The organism is Actinoallomurus sp. NBC_01490 (genome assembly GCF_036227085.1).
Lineage (GTDB): Bacteria > Actinomycetota > Actinomycetes > Streptosporangiales > Streptosporangiaceae > Actinoallomurus > Actinoallomurus oryzae.
Map to the genome: position 1 here is coordinate 5825942 of NZ_CP109433.1, position 16911 is coordinate 5842852.

The 16911-nt window shown below is 67.5% G+C and carries 12 protein-coding genes and 3 rRNA genes; 12 read left to right on the forward strand and 3 right to left on the reverse strand.

The annotated features are described in order from the left end of the window. Positions 1–701 precede the first annotated feature (701 nt). From OG417_RS27135 to OG417_RS27150, 4 genes are all read left to right on the forward strand, one after another. A 16S ribosomal RNA gene (locus tag OG417_RS27135) occupies positions 702–2217 on the forward strand. A gap of 444 nt (positions 2218–2661) precedes the next feature. Next, a 23S ribosomal RNA gene (locus OG417_RS27140) occupies positions 2662–5805 on the forward strand. Between the two features lie 81 nt (positions 5806–5886). Further along, positions 5887–6003: ribosomal RNA gene (gene rrf, locus OG417_RS27145) — 5S ribosomal RNA — on the forward strand. The 16S, 23S and 5S rRNA genes sit together here, the layout of an rRNA operon. A 102-nt stretch (positions 6004–6105) precedes the next feature. Beyond that, positions 6106–7560 (forward strand): hypothetical protein, encoded by a 1455-nt coding sequence (locus OG417_RS27150; protein ID WP_329261889.1) that lies wholly within the window; start codon positions 6106–6108, stop codon positions 7558–7560. A 36-nt stretch (positions 7561–7596) separates the two neighbouring features. On the opposite strand, the gene OG417_RS27155 is transcribed toward OG417_RS27150, so the two are convergent. After that, positions 7597–8535, reverse strand: a complete 939-nt coding sequence (locus tag OG417_RS27155) for an MBL fold metallo-hydrolase (protein ID WP_329261891.1) — start codon at positions 8533–8535, stop codon at positions 7597–7599. Positions 8536–8655: 120 nt separating this feature from the next. Here OG417_RS27155 and OG417_RS27160 point away from each other — a divergent pair, with 120 nt between their 5' ends. Further along, positions 8656–9000, forward strand: coding sequence for a single-stranded DNA-binding protein (locus tag OG417_RS27160; RefSeq protein ID WP_329261893.1), 345 nt, complete (start codon positions 8656–8658; stop codon positions 8998–9000). Positions 9001–9272: 272 nt separating this feature from the next. Here the strand turns inward: OG417_RS27160 and OG417_RS27165 are convergent, their stop codons facing one another. After that, entirely contained in the window at positions 9273–10532 is a 1260-nt protein-coding gene (locus tag OG417_RS27165) for a DUF1015 family protein (protein ID WP_442875733.1), read from the reverse strand. 56 nt (positions 10533–10588) lie between these two features. Here OG417_RS27165 and OG417_RS27170 point away from each other — a divergent pair, with 56 nt between their 5' ends. Both OG417_RS27170 and OG417_RS27175 read left to right on the forward strand, forming a co-directional pair. After that, entirely contained in the window at positions 10589–10996 is a 408-nt protein-coding gene (locus OG417_RS27170) for a tetratricopeptide repeat protein (protein ID WP_329261897.1), read from the forward strand. A 278-nt stretch (positions 10997–11274) separates the two neighbouring features. Next, positions 11275–12255 (forward strand): HAD-IIA family hydrolase, encoded by a 981-nt coding sequence (locus OG417_RS27175; protein WP_329261900.1) that lies wholly within the window; start codon positions 11275–11277, stop codon positions 12253–12255. Here the strand turns inward: OG417_RS27175 and OG417_RS27180 are convergent. Continuing rightward, a complete protein-coding gene (locus OG417_RS27180; protein ID WP_329261905.1) occupies positions 12252–12593 on the reverse strand; it encodes an SCP2 sterol-binding domain-containing protein in 342 nt (113 codons plus the stop codon). The genes OG417_RS27175 and OG417_RS27180 overlap by 4 nt on opposite strands. A 123-nt stretch (positions 12594–12716) precedes the next feature. Here OG417_RS27180 and OG417_RS27185 point away from each other — a divergent pair, with 123 nt between their 5' ends. The 5 genes from OG417_RS27185 (at position 12717) to recN (ending at position 16773) form a co-directional block, all read left to right on the forward strand. Continuing rightward, entirely contained in the window at positions 12717–12884 is a 168-nt protein-coding gene (locus OG417_RS27185; RefSeq protein WP_329261907.1) for a hypothetical protein, read from the forward strand. A 112-nt stretch (positions 12885–12996) separates the two neighbouring features. After that, the gene (locus tag OG417_RS27190; protein WP_329261909.1) at positions 12997–13797 is read left to right on the forward strand and encodes a TlyA family RNA methyltransferase; all 801 of its coding nucleotides are present in this window, start codon (positions 12997–12999) and stop codon (positions 13795–13797) included. After that, positions 13794–14000, forward strand: coding sequence for a hypothetical protein (locus OG417_RS27195; protein WP_329261911.1), 207 nt, complete (start codon positions 13794–13796; stop codon positions 13998–14000). The genes OG417_RS27190 and OG417_RS27195 overlap by 4 nt, the downstream gene beginning before the upstream one ends. Continuing rightward, entirely contained in the window at positions 13997–14893 is an 897-nt protein-coding gene (locus tag OG417_RS27200) for an NAD kinase (protein ID WP_329261914.1), read from the forward strand. The genes OG417_RS27195 and OG417_RS27200 overlap by 4 nt, the downstream gene beginning before the upstream one ends. A 182-nt stretch (positions 14894–15075) precedes the next feature. Further along, positions 15076–16773 (forward strand): DNA repair protein RecN, encoded by a 1698-nt coding sequence (gene recN / locus OG417_RS27205; RefSeq protein ID WP_329261916.1) that lies wholly within the window; start codon positions 15076–15078, stop codon positions 16771–16773. Positions 16774–16911 lie beyond the last annotated feature (138 nt).

The following is a 16911-nucleotide window of genomic DNA, read 5'->3' on the forward strand; positions in this document are numbered from 1 at the left end:
GAGTGGATCGATGCGTCCAGCGATCCGAACTTGATGATCACGGTCCGGTCACGGACCGGGGTGCGCCGGCCGTGGAGCAGCACGAAACCGCCCCTGAGCTGGGGCGTTGCAGCAAGTTACCGCAATTTGACGGGTCGGAGCCGGGCACGTAACGTTCTTCGTGCCGTGAGGGAGCGGGACGCCGGAAGGCGCCTCGGCCTCAGGGAGGAGACTCTCAAAGAGCTTCTTGGTCCGGACCACGGTTGGGGCGAGGTAGACTTGGGGAGTTGCCCCGACGAACGGGATGCAGGACGCCTATCGGTGGCCGGCCCGGGTGGGGTTCCTTCGACGTAGTGATCGTCTTGGCGGATGGTTGTCTGCTGGGGTGGTTGTGTGTTGTGGGGCTATTCTCGGTTGGGTTTGTTGATCTTTTGGGATTTTGGTCCTGAGGGTTGACAGGCGGGCCGAGGGTGGTAAGTTAGTAGGGTTGCCCCAGAGGGGGTCCGGTTCGGATCTTCGATGGTGTGTGTCCGTTTCTTGAGAACTCAACAGTGTGTTAAAAGCCAGTGCCTTTTGGTCCTCGACCGGGCTGGGGTGGCTTGCCCGTTGTGGGTGGGTTGTTCTGGTTTGGTTTTGGATTCCTTTGGCAAGATGATGATTCTTGCTGGGATTGTTTTCTCTTGGGTTTGGCGGCCATCGTTTCGGTGGTTGTCGTTTGGACCTTAACGGAGAGTTTGATCCTGGCTCAGGACGAACGCTGGCGGCGTGCTTAACACATGCAAGTCGAGCGGAAAGGCCCTTCGGGGTACTCGAGCGGCGAACGGGTGAGTAACACGTGAGTAACCTGCCCTTGGCTCTGGGATAAGCCCGGGAAACTGGGTCTAATACCGGATATGACTCCTCATCGCATGATGTGGGGGTGGAAAGTTTTTCGGCTGGGGATGGGCTCGCGGTCTATCAGCTTGTTGGTGGGGTGATGGCCTACCAAGGCGACGACGGGTAGCCGGCCTGAGAGGGTGACCGGCCACACTGGGACTGAGACACGGCCCAGACTCCTACGGGAGGCAGCAGTGGGGAATATTGCGCAATGGGCGGAAGCCTGACGCAGCGACGCCGCGTGGGGGATGAAGGCCTTCGGGTTGTAAACCTCTTTCACCACCGACGAAGCTAACGTGACGGTAGGTGGGGAAGAAGCGCCGGCTAACTACGTGCCAGCAGCCGCGGTAATACGTAGGGCGCAAGCGTTGTCCGGAATTATTGGGCGTAAAGAGCTCGTAGGTGGTCTGTCGCGTCTGCCGTGAAAACCCGAGGCTTAACCTCGTGGCTTGCGGTGGATACGGGCAGACTAGAGGTAGGTAGGGGAGAATGGAATTCCCGGTGTAGCGGTGAAATGCGCAGATATCGGGAGGAACACCGGTGGCGAAGGCGGTTCTCTGGGCCTTACCTGACGCTGAGGAGCGAAAGCGTGGGGAGCGAACAGGATTAGATACCCTGGTAGTCCACGCCGTAAACGTTGGGCGCTAGGTGTGGGGTCTTTCCACGGATTCCGTGCCGTAGCTAACGCATTAAGCGCCCCGCCTGGGGAGTACGGCCGCAAGGCTAAAACTCAAAGGAATTGACGGGGGCCCGCACAAGCGGCGGAGCATGTTGCTTAATTCGACGCAACGCGAAGAACCTTACCAAGGTTTGACATCACCGGAAAACTCGCAGAGATGCGGGGTCCTTTTGGGCCGGTGACAGGTGGTGCATGGCTGTCGTCAGCTCGTGTCGTGAGATGTTGGGTTAAGTCCCGCAACGAGCGCAACCCTCGTTCCATGTTGCCAGCACGTAGTGGTGGGGACTCATGGGAGACTGCCGGGGTCAACTCGGAGGAAGGTGGGGATGACGTCAAGTCATCATGCCCCTTATGTCTTGGGCTGCAAACATGCTACAATGGCCGGTACAAAGGGCTGCGAAACCGTGAGGTGGAGCGAATCCCGGAAAGCCGGTCTCAGTTCGGATTGGGGTCTGCAACTCGACCCCATGAAGTCGGAGTCGCTAGTAATCGCAGATCAGCAACGCTGCGGTGAATACGTTCCCGGGCCTTGTACACACCGCCCGTCACGTCACGAAAGTCGGCAACACCCGAAGCCGGTGGCCTAACCCTTGTGGGAGGAGCCGTCGAAGGTGGGGCCGGCGATTGGGACGAAGTCGTAACAAGGTAGCCGTACCGGAAGGTGCGGCTGGATCACCTCCTTTCTAAGGAGCATCACTGGCCACACACTCAGGCGCTTGGTCTGGGGTGTTGGTCCATGACCCATTGCCACGAGCGAATGTCTTGTGGGTGGGTTTGCTCATAGGTGGAGCACTGGCTATTCGCATCGGTTGTCGTGCCGGTCTGGTTAGTACCGCCCAGGTTTCTGGGAGTGGGAACGCGGGATGTCGGGATGGTGGCTGGTGTGGGCACACTGTTGGGTCCTGAGGAAACGGGCACGGAGCTCCTGTGGGGGCTTCTTAGCTTGTCTCTTCGGGCCGCTTTGGATCTCGCTTGCCTGGTTGGTGGGTGGGGTTGGGGCGGGCGGGCTGGCCGTGCCGCGCATACCGCGCCAGGTTTCTGGTGGTCGTGGTGGTGGTTGTTGGTTGGTTTCCCGTTCGTGTTTTGAGAACTGCATAGTGGACGCGAGCATCTTGTTTTTGTGTTGTGTTCAAGTTTTTTAGGGCACACGGTGGATGCCTTGGCATCAGGAGCCGATGAAGGACGTGGGAGCCTGCGATATGCCCCGGGGAGTTGGCAACCGAGCGTTGATCCGGGGGTTTCCGAATGGGGAAACCTAGCACCTGTTATGGGGTGTTGCCGCCATCTGAATGTATAGGGTGGTTGGTGGTAACGCGGGGAAGTGAAACATCTCAGTACCCGTAGGAAGAGAAAACAATAGTGATTCCCTGAGTAGTGGTGAGCGAAAGGGGATGAGGCTAAACCATGCGCGTGTGATAGCCGGCGGGTGTTGCGTGTGTGGGGTTGTGGGAGCATTCTTGTCTGGTCCGCCGACTGGGCGTGGAGTGAGAAAACGATGAGGTAGCCGAATGATCTGGAATGGTCGACCGTAGTCGGTGATAGTCCGGTAGGTGAAACCTTGTTGTCTCCATTGGGTGTTTCCCGAGTAGCACGGGGCTCGTGGAATCTCGTGTGAATCTGCCAGGACCACCTGGTAAGCCTAAATACTTCCTGGTGACCGATAGCGGACTAGTACCGTGAGGGAAAGGTGAAAAGTGCCCCGGTGAGGGGTCGTGAAAGAGTACCTGAAACCGTGTGCTTACAAGCCGTCAGAGCCTTGCATCGACTTGTTCGGTGTTGGGGTGATGGCGTGCCTTTTGAAGAATGAGCCTGCGAGTTATGGTGTGTGGCGAGGTTAACCCGTGTGGGGGAGCCGTAGCGAAAGCGAGTCTGAATAGGGCGTCCAGAGTCGCATGCTGTAGACCCGAAGCGGAGTGATCTACCCATGGGCAGGTTGAAGCGCGGGTAAGACCGTGTGGAGGACCGAACCCACCAGGGTTGAAAACCTGGGGGATGACCTGTGGGTAGGGGTGAAAGGCCAATCAAACTCCGTGATAGCTGGTTCTCCCCGAAATGCATTTAGGTGCAGCGTCACGTGTTTCTTGCCGGAGGTAGAGCTACTGGATGGCCTAGGGGGCCGACAAGCTTACTGAAGTCAGCCAAACTCCGAATGCCGGTAAGTGAGAGCGTGGCAGTGAGACTGCGGGCGATAAGGTTCGTAGTCGAGAGGGAAACAGCCCAGATCATCGGCTAAGGCCCCTAAGCGTGTGCTAAGTGGTAAAGGATGTGGAGTTGCCGTGACAACCAGGAGGTTGGCTTAGAAGCAGCCATCCTTGAAAGAGTGCGTAATAGCTCACTGGTCAAGTGATTCCGCGCCGACAATGTAGCGGGGCTCAAGCACATCGCCGAAGCCGTGGCATCCCAACATGTCCCTAGTCAGTGCCCTTGTGGTGCTGGTTCAGGGGTTGGGGTGGGTAGGGGAGCGTCGTGTGGGCGGTGAAGCGGCGGCGTGAGCCAGTCGTGGAGGCCACACGAGTGAGAATGCAGGCATGAGTAGCGAATGAGGGGTGAGAAACCCCTCCGCCGGATGACCAAGGGTTCCTGGGGCAGGCTAATCCGCCCAGGGTAAGTCGGGACCTAAGGCGAGGCCGAGAGGCGTAGTCGATGGACAACGGGTTGATATTCCCGTACCCGCTGACACGCGCCCATGCTGAACCCGCGGATACTAACCGTGCGGACTCTGCTTGGTTCCTTCGGGGATCTTGTCGGGGCGAGTGTGGGACCTGATGTGGTAGTAGGCAAGTGATGGGGTGACGCAGGAGGGTAGCTCAGCCCAGGCGGTGGTTGTCCTGGGGTAAGCATGTAGCCCGTACCATAGGTAAATCCGTGGTGCATGTGGGTGAGATGTGATGCCGAGCCGATTTAGGTGAAGTGAGTGATCCCATGCTGTCGAGAAAAGCCTCTAGCGATGTGTGTCGGCGGCCCGTACCCTAAACCGACTCAGGTGGTCAGGTAGAGAATACCGAGGCGTTCGGGTGAACTGTGGTTAAGGAACTCGGCAAATTGCCCCCGTAACTTTGGGAGAAGGGGGGCCCCTGCTGGTGACCGGACTGGCTCTGTGGAGCTGGTGGGGGTCGCAGATACCAGGGGGAAGCGACTGTTTACTAAAAACACAGGTCCGTGCGAAGTCGTAAGACGCTGTATACGGACTGACGCCTGCCCGGTGCCGGAACGTTAAGAGGACTGGTTAGCCCTTTCGGGGGTGAAGCTGAGAATCTAAGCGCCGGTAAACGGCGGTGGTAACTATAACCATCCTAAGGTAGCGAAATTCCTTGTCGGGTAAGTTCCGACCTGCACGAATGGCGTAACGACTTCCCCACTGTCTCAACCACAGGCCCGGTGAAATTGCAGTACGAGTAAAGATGCTCGTTACGCGCAGCAGGACGGAAAGACCCCGGGACCTTCACTATAGCTTGGCATTGGCGTTTGGAGCGTCTTGTGTAGGATAGGTGGGAGACTGTGAAGCGGTGACGCCAGTTACCGTGGAGTCGTTGGTGAAATACCACTCTGGTCGTTTTGAGCGTCTAACCCGCACCCGTGGATCCGGGTGGGGGACAGTGCCTGGTGGGTAGTTTAACTGGGGCGGTTGCCTCCTAAAGAGTAACGGAGGCGCCCAAAGGTTCCCTCAGCCTGGTTGGCAATCAGGTGTTGAGTGCAAGGGCACAAGGGGGCTTGACTGTGAGACAGACATGTCGAGCAGGTGCGAAAGCAGGGCCTAGTGATCCGGCACCACCGTGTGGATGGGGTGTCGCTCAACGGCTAAAAGGTACCCCGGGGATAACAGGCTGATCTTGCCCAAGAGTCCATATCGACGGCAAGGTTTGGCACCTCGATGTCGGCTCGTCGCATCCTGGGGCTGGAGTAGGTCCCAAGGGTTGGGCTGTTCGCCCATTAAAGCGGCACGCGAGCTGGGTTTAGAACGTCGCGAGACAGTTCGGTCCCTATCCGCTGTGCGCGTAGGAGACTTGTGAGGGTCTGTCCCTAGTACGAGAGGACCGGGACGGACGAACCTCTGGTGTGCCAGTTGTACCGCCAGGTGCATGGCTGGTTGGCTACGTTCGGTCGGGATAACCGCTGAAAGCATCTAAGCGGGAAGCCTTCCTCGAGATGAGGTCTCCCAACCTTTCATGGTTGTAAGGCCCCCAGCTAGACGACTGGGTTGATAGGCCGGAGATGGAAGCATCGTAAGGTGTGGAGTTGACCGGTACTAATAGGCCGAGTGGCTTGAACACACTTATTTTGTTCGCGTTCACTGTGCGGTTCCCGGGACACGACCGGGAACCATTTTCCGCTGGTTTTGTTCTGTTAAGCGTTTCGGTGGTCATAGCGGTGGGGAAACACCCGGTCCCATTCCGAACCCGGAAGTTAAGCCCTCCAGCGCCGATGGTACTGCACCGGGGACGGTGTGGGAGAGTAGGACACCGCCGGACATCAACTTAAAACGAAAAGGGCCGCCTGATCAGGCGGCCCTTTTTGCGTTGTCACGGCACAATGGAGACCCCTGAGGTGCTCCGGCTGAACGGTCTGGTGTAATGAGCGCGCAAAACGACAGGCGTGACGGCGACGAGGACGCTCGGCGCCCGCGTCCCAACAAGGACCGCCGACCCGGCGGCGCGGGCGCGGCCCGTGGCCGCCAGAACGGCGGACGTGACGCGGCCGGCGGTCGTCAGGCCGGCGGGCCGCGACGCGACGGCTCCGCAGGCCGTCCCGCGTCCGGTAAGGCGGGCGGAAAAGGCAAGGGCCGTGATTTCGTCAAGCCTCGCGACAAGGAACGCGACGACGGCCGCGCTGCGTCACGTCGCCCCCGGCCGTTCCGCAACGACTCCGAGACCTCGTACCGCGACCGGCCCCGGCGGCGCGACGACGCGGGCTCCGGCTCGTACGGTAAACGCGACGACTCCCGCCGTACGCCACGGCCCGGCGGGCGCGGCTCCGAGGGCAGGGACCAGGAGCGCCGTAACCCGGCAGCGCGTCGCCGCGACGACAAGGAGCGCCGCGAGGGCGGCTTCCAGCGCCGCGAGAAGACGAGAGACGCGAGCGGTGGAGCGCCTCGGCGCGAGGGCGCTTCCAACGACCGGCGCGGACAGGCGTCCGGGCGTCGTGAGGGCGCCCGTACGGGCGGTGGCGCATCCGGGCACGCGACCACCGACCGGCCGGGTGGCCGGCGTCGCGAGGGTGGGCGTCCCGGCGACCGAGGCCGGCGCCGCCCGGCCGACCGCCGCGGAGCCGCTGAGGGAGGCCGGAAGCCCTTCGAACGCCGGCCGGAGAACGAGACCCGGCCCAAGAGGGACCCGGGCCCGCCCGTACCCGACGACGTGACGGGTGACGAGCTGGACCGTACGGCCAAGTCCGAGCTGAGAACGCTCCCCAAGGACCTGGCGACGTCCGTAGCCCGGCACCTCGTGATGGCCGGTCGGCTGCTCGACGAGGATGCCGAACAGGCGTACCAGCACACCCTGGCGGCCCGGCGGAAGGCCGCCCGTGTCGGCGTCGTACGGGAGGCCTGCGGGCTCGCCGCGTACCACGCCGGTCTGTGGTCCGTGGCACTGTCCGAACTGCGCACCGCGCGGCGGCTGACCGGGCAGGAGGCGTACCTGTCCGTGATGGCCGACGCCGAGCGGGGCCTGGGCCGGCCCGAGCGCGCGCTCGATCTCGCGCGCTCGGACGAGGCGAAGCGGCTGGCTCCGGCGGAGGCCATCGAGATGCGGATCGTCGAGTCCGGCGCCCGCCGGGACCTCGGGCAGTACGACGCCGCGGTGCTGGCGCTGCAGATCCCCGAGCTGAAGGACGAGCGCCTCCGCCCCTGGTCGGCACGGCTGTTCTACGCGTACGCGGACGCCCTGGCCGATGCGGGGCGCGAGGACGAGGCGGCCGACTGGTTCGCGCGGTCGGCCGCGGCCGACCGCGACGGTGAGACGGACGCCGCGGAACGGTACGCGGAGATCGAGGGACTGGAGATCATCGACGACGATTCGGACGACGCCTGACGCGGCCACCGCACGCCCGCGGAGGTCGTGCGGCGGTCAGCTCCGGGCGGAGTCCTTCTCCAGGGTGTGCATGATCCCGGCGACGTTGTTGCGGGTCGCGGAGATGACCTCGACCTTCTCGGCCACGGCGGGGTCGGCGTCCGGGGCGAGGGCCTTGTAACGCTCGTCGGTGCGCTCGCGGACCATGGCCACCGCGTGGTCGAGGTCGAGGCGCTGGTCGTACGCCTCGGTCACCATCTCGACCCAGAGCCGTAGCTCTTCGGCCGAGCGCTGGAGAGTCTCGTCCGCGAGCTCCACCGGCCCGTAGTGGCTGAACAGAAGACGCGTCGGCTGGAGCGCGCGGAACCGGTCGAGCGACGCCAGCGCGCTGTCGAGATCGAAGTCCGGCGGTGGCGTGGCCGGGCGAAGGTCCGCGGTCTCGGGAATGTAGACGCCCGCCGCGTCGCCGACGTACAGGTCGCCGGTGAGGGAGTCGAGCAGCCCCACGTGGTGTCGCGCGTGCCCGGGGGAGTGGTGGCTCTCCAGGCGACGGCCGCCGCCGAGGTCGACGACCCCGGTGTCCTCGACCGCGCGGATTCGTACGGCGTCGGTGGGCTTCAGGTCGCCGAACAGGGAGTCGAGGGCCGAACCCCAGACCATGCGCGCGCTGGCCATCAGCCGGCTGGGATCGGCGAGGTGCCGGGCGCCCTTCTCATGGACGACGATCTCCGCGTTGGGGAACATCTGGGCGATGTCCCCGACTCCGCCCGCGTGGTCGAGATGGATGTGGGTGACGACGACGGTCGCCAGATCACCGGGGCCGATCCCCGCCGCCGACAGCGTGTCACGCACGACCTCGGCCGAGTTCCCGGCCCCGGTCTCGACGAGACACGGCCGCTCCGAACGGATGAGATAACCGGCTGTTATGCCGGTATATCCAGCCATTCGCGTGTCGATTTCGAAGACGTCGTTGCCCAGGTCGGTGAGGTTCTCCATATCCGTCTCCGATGGTCGTCCACAGATGTGCGGGGGGCCTTATGCGGTCGGCTGCGAGCCTCCATCGTAGATACAGGGCCGTGGTAGGGAGACGGCGGCCGATCACGAGAGGAGCCGACGGTGGAGCACGTCAACGAGATCGTCCTGGTCGGAAGGCTTTCGGGAGAGCCGGAGTGGCGGACGTTACCGGGCGATGACCAAGTGGCCGTCTGGCGCCTGATCGTCGAACACCGCGACGCGAGGTCGCCGCAGGACGCCATCGACACCATCCGCTGCGTGACCTATGACGCGAAGCTCCAGACCACCGTCCGCACGTGGACCCACGGCGACGTTATCGAAGTACGGGGAGCGCTACGGCACCGCTTCTGGAGGAGCCCGACCGGCCCTCGAGGCCTGTACGAGGTCGAGGCCGCCGGCGCCGCCCTCCTTTTCCGCCCGCCCCGGAAGGAGAAGGCCGTGTCGTAAGCGAAGCGTCGTGACGTGAGTGCGGCACGGTGGGAGGCGCCGTGCCGCGTGCGGCACCGTGCCGTGGCGGGCAGGGGAGCCGTGCTGCGCGACGCCGCGTTGGGCAGGGGAGCAGCGGCAGGCCACCCAGCCGGACACCGGCAGCAAAGGCACCCGTACAGGCGTCTACCGCTCCCTGGGCCCGGACGCTTGTGCGGGTGGTGTCCGTACGGGAGCGTTCGTACGGGTGGCGCTTGTTCAGGTGATCCGCTGCCGAGCCCGGTGCGCGGGCGTTATCGCCGGTCGGTGTCGAAGGTTCGCAGTACCAGGCCGGTACGGGGCTTCGGGCCGAACGACGTCGACTTGCGCGGCACCTTCTCGCCACCGGCCGCCACCGCCAGTACGTCCGCCACCTCCAGCGGGTTGAGGATCACCGCGGTGCCGTTCGTGCGGCGGGCCTTCCGCAGAGCGCTCGCCGCGTCGTGGTGGACGATGCGGACGTTCGACTCGTCGTCGGTGATGTGCCACAGCTCGGGGATCAGCAACCGGTGGAGCACGGCCGTGTCCAGGCCACGCCAGCAGGGAGAGGTCCCGTCCGGCATCGATCTTGTGACCTGTGCCTGGTCCGGGTCGGTGAGCAGGAAGAGGTCCTCCTCTTCCCCACCGATGAGGAACGCCGTGCCGTCCTGCGCGGCGAGGCGGTCGAGCGCCGTCGACAGGTCCGGCCCGACCTGTTCCGTGCGGAAGGCGGCCTTCGCCAGTCGTACGGCGTCGGACACGGCCAGGTTCGGGATCACCCGGTGGATCGCGCCGAGACGAGGAGGGTAGGCGCTCGAGTCGACGAGCAGCGCCAGACCGTAGTCCCACGGTCCCGGTCCCTCATGCGCCTCCCTCAGCGCCTGATACGTCGCATACCGGTGATGACCGTCGGCGATCAGCGCCTGGCGTTCCCGCAGATCGGCGGCGATCGACGCGTGGACGGCGGGGTCGGTGATCGCCCACAGCCGGTGCCGTACGTCGTCGCCGGTGCTCGTCTCCAGCAGCGGAGGAGACGAGGCCACCTCGTCGACCAGGCGGCTGGTGACCGAGGCGCCCTCTCCGTCGTACAGCAGGAAGATCGGTTCCAGGTTCGCCCGCGTGGCGCTCATCAGGGCCAGCCGGTCGCGGATCGGTCCCGGGTAGACGTCCTCGTGCGGCAGGATCACCCGCGATCCCGGGTCGTGCACTCCCAGGGCCCCGATCAGACCACGCTGCAGGACGCCCTCTCCGGCCTCCTCGTAGGCGTACAGCGCCGGTTCCGTGTCGACCGTCAGCACCCCGGTGGCGAGCCACGCCCGCAGCGTCTCAGCGGCGTCGCCGTAGTCCTGCTGGGGGAGGATCAATCGGACGATGTTGTGCGGTTCGTCGGCCATGAACCGTTTCAGGGCCTCTTCGTCGATGAGGTCGTACGGCGGCGAGGTCACCGCGGCCAGCGAGCTCACCTTGGAGGAGGCGTAGCGTACGGCGCGGAACGGTTCGAGGCTGAGGCCGGGCTGAGTGGTCACGTCGGGCATGGTAGATACCGCGGTCTTGTTAGGGCTCAAATAGAGTCGGCGAACGGAGGCCACAAATGGTTCAAGGTTCGGGCCACGGCCAGGATTCCCCCGGTACGCCGGGAGGCGAGGTCTATGACTGGTATCAGCGCGGATTGAACCTTCTCGAAAGCGGCAGCCCAGCGGCGGCCATCCAGGTGCTCGAGCACGCGGCGGCGGCCGAGCCGTCGTCCCGGAGCGTCCGCGAGGCGCTCGCCCGCGCCCAGTACGGCGCGAAGCGGTACGCCGAAGCCGCGGAGAACTTCCGCATGATCGTCGAGGCGGACCCGGCGGAGGACTACGCCCTGTTCGGCCTCGGCCTGGCGCTCACCCGCACCGGCCGGCTCGCCGAGGCGGTCGAGCACCTTGCCCTGGCCTGCGCGATGTGCCCGGACAACAAGCACTACGCCACCGCCCTGCGCCACGCCCGCGCCCGCAAGGGATGACCGGGGACGACGGTGCCCATCCGCCCCGCCGGGCCCCATCGGCCACGCGGGTCCCCCGACGGCTGAGGCCGGCCCGCCGGGCGGCGGTCAGCGGAAGAACCTCACACGCACGGAGCCGCCCAGGCGCCCCGTCCACGGCGGTCCGTGCGCGGCGGCGTACGGCGATCCGGAAAGATGACCGGTATGCGCGATCGGGCCGGGGCCTCCAGGGCCTCCCGGACGGGTGGATCGGCACTCTCCGGGGAACGTCGCGCGGGGAACGTACAGGAAGGGTGACCATGCGGGGGATCGATCGGCCGCCGGCCGAGGCGTACGACGTCGGCGTGCTCGACCTCGACGGTGTCGTCTACATCGGCCACGACCCCGTGCCGGGGGCGGCGGGGGCGCTCGAGAAGGCGCGGGCGAGCGGCATGCGGCTCGCGTTCGCGACGAACAACGCCTCGCGGACGCCCAGCGCCACGGCCGCGCTGCTCGGCGACGTCGGCGTGCCCGCGGCGGCGGAGGACGTCGTGACCTCCGCGCAGGCCGCCGCGCGGCTCCTGGCCGAACGGCTGCCCGCGGGGTCGAAGGTCCTGGTCGTCGGCGGCATGGGGCTGCGCCAGGCGCTGCGGGAGGCCGGGCTGCGGCCGGTGTCCATGGCGGCCGAGAAGCCGGCGGCGGTCGCCCAGGGATACTCGCCCGGGCTCAGCTACGACCGGCTGGCCGAGGGCGCTCAGGCGGTGGCCGCCGGAGCGATCTTCGTGGCGTCCAACGGCGACACGACCATCCCCGGCAAGGGCGGGCGGTACCGGCCCGGGAACGGCGCCCTCGTGCAGGTGATCCGGACCGCCACCGGCGTCGACCCGATCGTCACCGGCAAGCCCGAACGGCCGCTGCACCGCGAGACCATCCTGCGCACCGGCGCCGAGCGGCCTCTGATCGTCGGTGACCGGCTCGACACCGACATCGAGGGCGCGCACAACGGCGGCGCCGACAGCCTCCTGGTGCTCACCGGGGTCACCGATCCCCGGACGCTCCTGGCCGCCCCGCCCCGGCACCGGCCCACGTACGTCTCCGCGGACCTGAACGGTCTCCTCGTCCCGCACAACGGCGTACGGCGCGAGGGGCCGGCGTACGTGTGCGGCGGCTGGACCGTCTCCGGCGACCTGGAGATGTCAGGGGACGGGGACCCGATGGACGGGCTGCGCGCCCTGTGCGCCGCGGTCTGGGACTCCGGTGACCTCGAACGCGGCGAACGGGCGCTCGACCGCCTGTTCTAAAGGATCTTGCGCAGGCGCAGCAGGTCGCCGAGGCTGGCTTCGATCTTGAGCCGGCCGCTGGCCCACGCCTTGCCGACGCCGAGTTCGTCGGAGGCGAGCGCCACCAGGTCGTCGCTGCTGACCGTGAGCCTGACCTGAGCGCCGTTCGGGCTCTCGGCGACCTCGAAGTCGTCCATCCCGCCGGCGTGGATGCGGGTGAGGAACACGAGATTCAGATCGGGCACATGGCAGCTGACGGTGCGTTCGACGACGTGCTTGGCGAGCTCATCGGGATCTACATCCGTGAGCCGGGTGGCGATGCGTTCGAGCGCCGCACGCGCTTCCTCCAGCGTGGCCATTGTCAGGTCCGTTCCCCCAGTAGTCGTCCTCGACACCGTTGTCACCCACGGACGGTAGCGTTCTTCCTGAGCCGGGGTCGACCGGCTTGCCGCGAACGCGGCGCTGATTGGGGGACCGATAACGTGAACGGCACCGAGGGCGAGACCACCGGGGACGAGCGGGTCGACGCCGCGATGGCCCGCCTCGGCGAGCTCGAGGCGACGCCTCCGGCCGAGCACCCGGCGATCTTCCAGGACGTCCACCGCCGCCTCCAGGACGCCCTGACGGGCATCGACGGCGAGCCGTCGTGAGTCTCGGCCGGGCCCGTACGGGCGACGCGCGGCTCCGGGGCGATTCGGAGGCCATCGCCGGACGGCCGCGACGGCGGCGCGCGGCGCTCTCCCACCCGGCGAAGGAGGGCTCATGACGGCACGGCGGCGTCTGGACAGCGAGCTGGTCCGGCGGGGCCTGGCGCGTTCGCGCGAACAGGCGGTCGAGTTCGTCACCGCCGGACGGGTCACGGTCGGCGGGCACACCGCGACCAAGGCCGCCACCCAGGTCGAGACCTCCGCGCCCATCGTCGTCCGGACCACCGACACCGGTCCGGAGTACGTCTCGCGCGGCGGCCACAAGCTGGCCGGCGCCCTCGCCGCCTTCGACGAGGTCGATCCCCGGGGCCGCCGCTGCCTCGACGCCGGCGCGTCCACGGGCGGCTTCACCGACGTCCTGCTGCGCGCCGGAGCCGCGCACGTCGTCGCGGTCGACGTGGGCTACGGCCAGATCGCCTGGTCGCTGCGCACCGACGAGCGGGTGACGGTCGTCGAGCGCCTCAACATCAGGGAGCTCACGCCGGAGCACGTGGGCGAGCCGCCCACGCTCGTCGTGGCCGACCTGTCGTTCATCTCGCTGCGCCTCGTGCTGGAGCCGATCCGGCGTTGCACGGCGCCCGACACCGACTACGTGATGATGGTCAAACCCCAGTTCGAGGTGGGCAAGGAGCGCGTGGGCGCCGGAGGAGTCGTCCGCGACCCGGCGCTGCGCGCCGAGGCCGTACGCGACGTGGCGCGCCACGCGGAGACCCTGGGGCTGGGCGCCCGGGGCGTGACGGCCAGCCCGTTGCCCGGGCCGTCGGGCAACGTCGAGTACTTCCTGTGGCTGCGGGCCGGCGCGCCGCCGCTCGACGACGCCGCCCTGGACAGAGCCGTGGCGGAGGGACCCGCATGACGATCCGCGCATGCCCCGGGGCGCCGCTCACCGCGGCTCGCGACGCCGCCCGGGCCGCCGACGCCGTCCGGTCCGCCGCGGCGCCTCCGATGACAGACGAACGATCCGTACGCGACCGGTGGCACGGCGCGGCCGGCCCGATCCTCGTGCAGGAGCGGGCGCTCGCCGGTGCCGCGGTGGACGTGGCCGAGGAAACCCCATGACAGACAAGCGATCCGTCCTCCTCGTGGCGCACACCGGGCGGCCCGGCGCGGTCCGGAGCGCTCAGCTCGTGCTCGACCGGCTGAGCGAGGCCGGCATCTCCGCGCGCGTGCTCGACAGCGAGGCCGAAGACCTGCACTGCGCGGGCGTCGACGTCACGCCGGTGTGCGGCGCGGCGGCCGAGGGCGCGGAGATGGTGATCGTGCTCGGTGGCGACGGCACGCTGCTGCGCGCCGCCGAGCTCGCCCGGCCCAGCGGCACGCCGGTGCTCGGCGTCAACCTCGGCCATGTGGGCTTCCTGGCCGAGGCGGAGCGCGCCGACCTGGCGGCCACGGTCGACAAGGTGGCCTCGCGGGCGTACGACGTCGAAGAACGCATGACCGTCGACGTCATCGTCCGCGAGAACGGCGACGTCACCCAGTCGGGCTGGGCACTGAACGAAGCGAGCGTCGAGAAGGCCTCGCGTCAGCGCATGCTCGAGGTCATCGCCGAGATCGACGGCCGGCCCCTGTCCCGCTGGGGCTGTGACGGTGTGGTGTGCGCCACACCGACCGGGTCGACGGCGTACGCCTTCTCGGCGGGCGGCCCGGTCGTGTGGCCCGAGGTGGAGGCGCTGCTCGTCGTCCCGATCAGCGCGCATGCCCTGTTCGCCCGGCCGATGGTGGTCTCCCCGCGGTCCGTGGTGGCGCTGGAGCTGCTCCCGGACACCTCCGGCGGCGTGCTGTGGTGCGACGGCCGCCGCCAGATCGAGGTGCCCCCCGGCGCGCGGATCGAGGTACGCCGGGGCGCGATGCCGGTGCGGCTCGCACGCCTGCACCAGACACCGTTCACCGACCGTCTCGTCACCAAGTTCGGCCTTCCCGTGGCCGGCTGGCGCGGCCGCGTCCGCGACTGACAGCGACGATCTTGCGCGATCTTGACTCGTGGCAGGAGCATGGCATGTCGTGTGCGCCCGTAATCTGAGCCGAACAAATGTTCGCCTCAACCGGCGATCCGACGGCAATACGTCGCTATGACGGGGTAGCCTCGGGACGCCGGTTGTGCAGTGCGACGGGAGGGGTTCGACAGGTGCGGCCCATGGTCGAGGAAGTACGGATCCAGAACCTCGGGGTGATCGAGGAGGCCGTTCTCGAGCTGTCCCCCGGCTTCAACGTGGTGACCGGTGAGACCGGTGCCGGTAAGACGATGGTGGTGACCAGCCTCGGGCTGCTGTTCGGCGGGCGCGCCGACCCGCAGCGCGTACGCCCCGGCGCCGACCGGGCCACCGTCGAGGGGCGCATCGTCGTCGAGGAGGGCGGCAAGGTCGCCGCGCGCGTCGACGAGGCCGGTGGCGAGCTCGACGACGGCGCGCTGATCGTCACCCGGTCGATCTCGTCGGAGGGGCGCTCGCGCGCCCACCTGGGGGGCCGTCAGGTCCCCGTCGCGATGCTCATCAACGTGGCCGACGACCTGGTCGCCGTGCACGGCCAGTCCGACCAGCAGCGGCTGCTGCAGGCGGGCCGCCAGCGGGCCGCCCTCGACCGGTTCGCCGGAGACAAGGTCGCCAAGCCGCTGCGCGGCTACATCGCCGCCTACCGCAGGCACCGTGAGGTCACGCAGCGGCTCGAGGAGCTGACCACGCAGGCCCGCGAGCGGGCCCAGGAGGCCGACATGCTCCGGTTCGGCCTAGAGGAGATCGAGAAGGTCGACCCCAAGCCGGGGGAGGACGAGCAGCTCGCGGCCGAGGAGGAGCGTCTCGCGCACGCCGACGCGCTGCGCACGGCCGCGACCGGCGCGCACGAGGCCCTGCAGGGCGATCCGACCGCCACCACCGGAGCCGCCGACGCGATCAGCCTCCTCAGCGGGGCCCGGCAGGCGCTGGAGGCGGTACGGGCCCACGACGAGGCGCTGGCCGGCCAGGCCGACCGGCTCTCCGAGGCCGTCTACCTGGTCTCCGACGTCGCGGCCGAGCTCGCCGGCTACGCCGAGTCGGTCGAGGCCGACCCGGCGCTGCTGGCGAGCGTCCAGGAGCGCCGGGCCGCCCTGACGAGCCTCACCCGCAAGTACGGCGAGGACGTCGCCGCCGTGCTCGCGTGGGCCGAGCGCTCCGTCGCGCGGCTGTCCGAGCTCGACTCCGACGACGACCGCATCGAGGAGCTCCGCGCCGAACAGGACGACCTGACCGGCCGGCTGACCGAGCTGTCCGCCGAGCTGACCGAGGCCCGCATGGAGGCGGCCGAGCGACTCTCGGAGGCGGTGACCGCGGAGCTGACCGCGCTCGCCATGCCCCATGCGCAGGTGGTCGTCGCGGTGACGCCGCAGGAGGAGTTCGGGCCGCACGGCGTCGACGAGGTCGAGCTGCGGCTCGCCGCCCACCCGGGCGCGCCGCCGCTGCCGCTGCACAAGGGCGCCTCCGGCGGTGAGCTCTCCCGGGTCATGCTGGCCATCGAGGTCGTGTTCGCGGGCGCCGACCCCGTGCCGACGTTCGTCTTCGACGAGGTGGACGCCGGCGTCGGCGGCAAGGCCGCCGTGGAGATCGGGCGGCGGCTCGCACGGCTGGCCAAGTCGGCGCAGGTGATCGTGGTGACCCACCTTCCGCAGGTGGCGGCCTTCGCCGACCAGCATCTGGTGGTGGAGAAGTCCAACGACGGGCGTGTCGTCCGCAGCGGCGTGACCGCCCTCGACGACGCCGGCCGCGTACGCGAGCTGTCCCGCATGCTCGCGGGCCTGGAGGACTCCGAGCTGGGTCGTGCGCACGCGGAGGAGCTTCTGGCCATCGCCGCCGCCGAGCGGTGAGCGCGAGGCGCCGTCCGGGGTCACGTATGCTCACAGAGCCTGGACGACCTCCGGCCCGGCCATGCCCCGCTCCCCGGGGGGCCGGGCTCAGAGCATCGAGCCGGACGTCGAGCGACGCGCACGGTAAAGAACGAACAC

Bases quoted from the DNA above. Each gene is read 5' to 3' on its own strand.
- OG417_RS27150 (WP_329261889.1), top strand. From the start codon at position 6,106: ATGAGCGCGCAAAACGACAGGCGTGACGGCGACGAGGACGCTCGGCGC.
- OG417_RS27155 (WP_329261891.1), bottom strand. From the start codon at position 8,535: ATGGAGAACCTCACCGACCTGGGCAACGACGTCTTCGAAATCGACACG.
- OG417_RS27165 (WP_442875733.1), bottom strand. From the start codon at position 10,532: ATGCCCGACGTGACCACTCAGCCCGGCCTCAGCCTCGAACCGTTCCGC.
- OG417_RS27170 (WP_329261897.1), top strand. From the start codon at position 10,589: ATGGTTCAAGGTTCGGGCCACGGCCAGGATTCCCCCGGTACGCCGGGA.
- OG417_RS27175 (WP_329261900.1), top strand. From the start codon at position 11,275: ATGCGGGGGATCGATCGGCCGCCGGCCGAGGCGTACGACGTCGGCGTG.
- OG417_RS27180 (WP_329261905.1), bottom strand. From the start codon at position 12,593: ATGGCCACGCTGGAGGAAGCGCGTGCGGCGCTCGAACGCATCGCCACC.
- OG417_RS27190 (WP_329261909.1), top strand. From the start codon at position 12,997: ATGACGGCACGGCGGCGTCTGGACAGCGAGCTGGTCCGGCGGGGCCTG.
- OG417_RS27195 (WP_329261911.1), top strand. From the start codon at position 13,794: ATGACGATCCGCGCATGCCCCGGGGCGCCGCTCACCGCGGCTCGCGAC.
- OG417_RS27200 (WP_329261914.1), top strand. From the start codon at position 13,997: ATGACAGACAAGCGATCCGTCCTCCTCGTGGCGCACACCGGGCGGCCC.
- recN (WP_329261916.1), top strand. From the start codon at position 15,076: ATGGTCGAGGAAGTACGGATCCAGAACCTCGGGGTGATCGAGGAGGCC.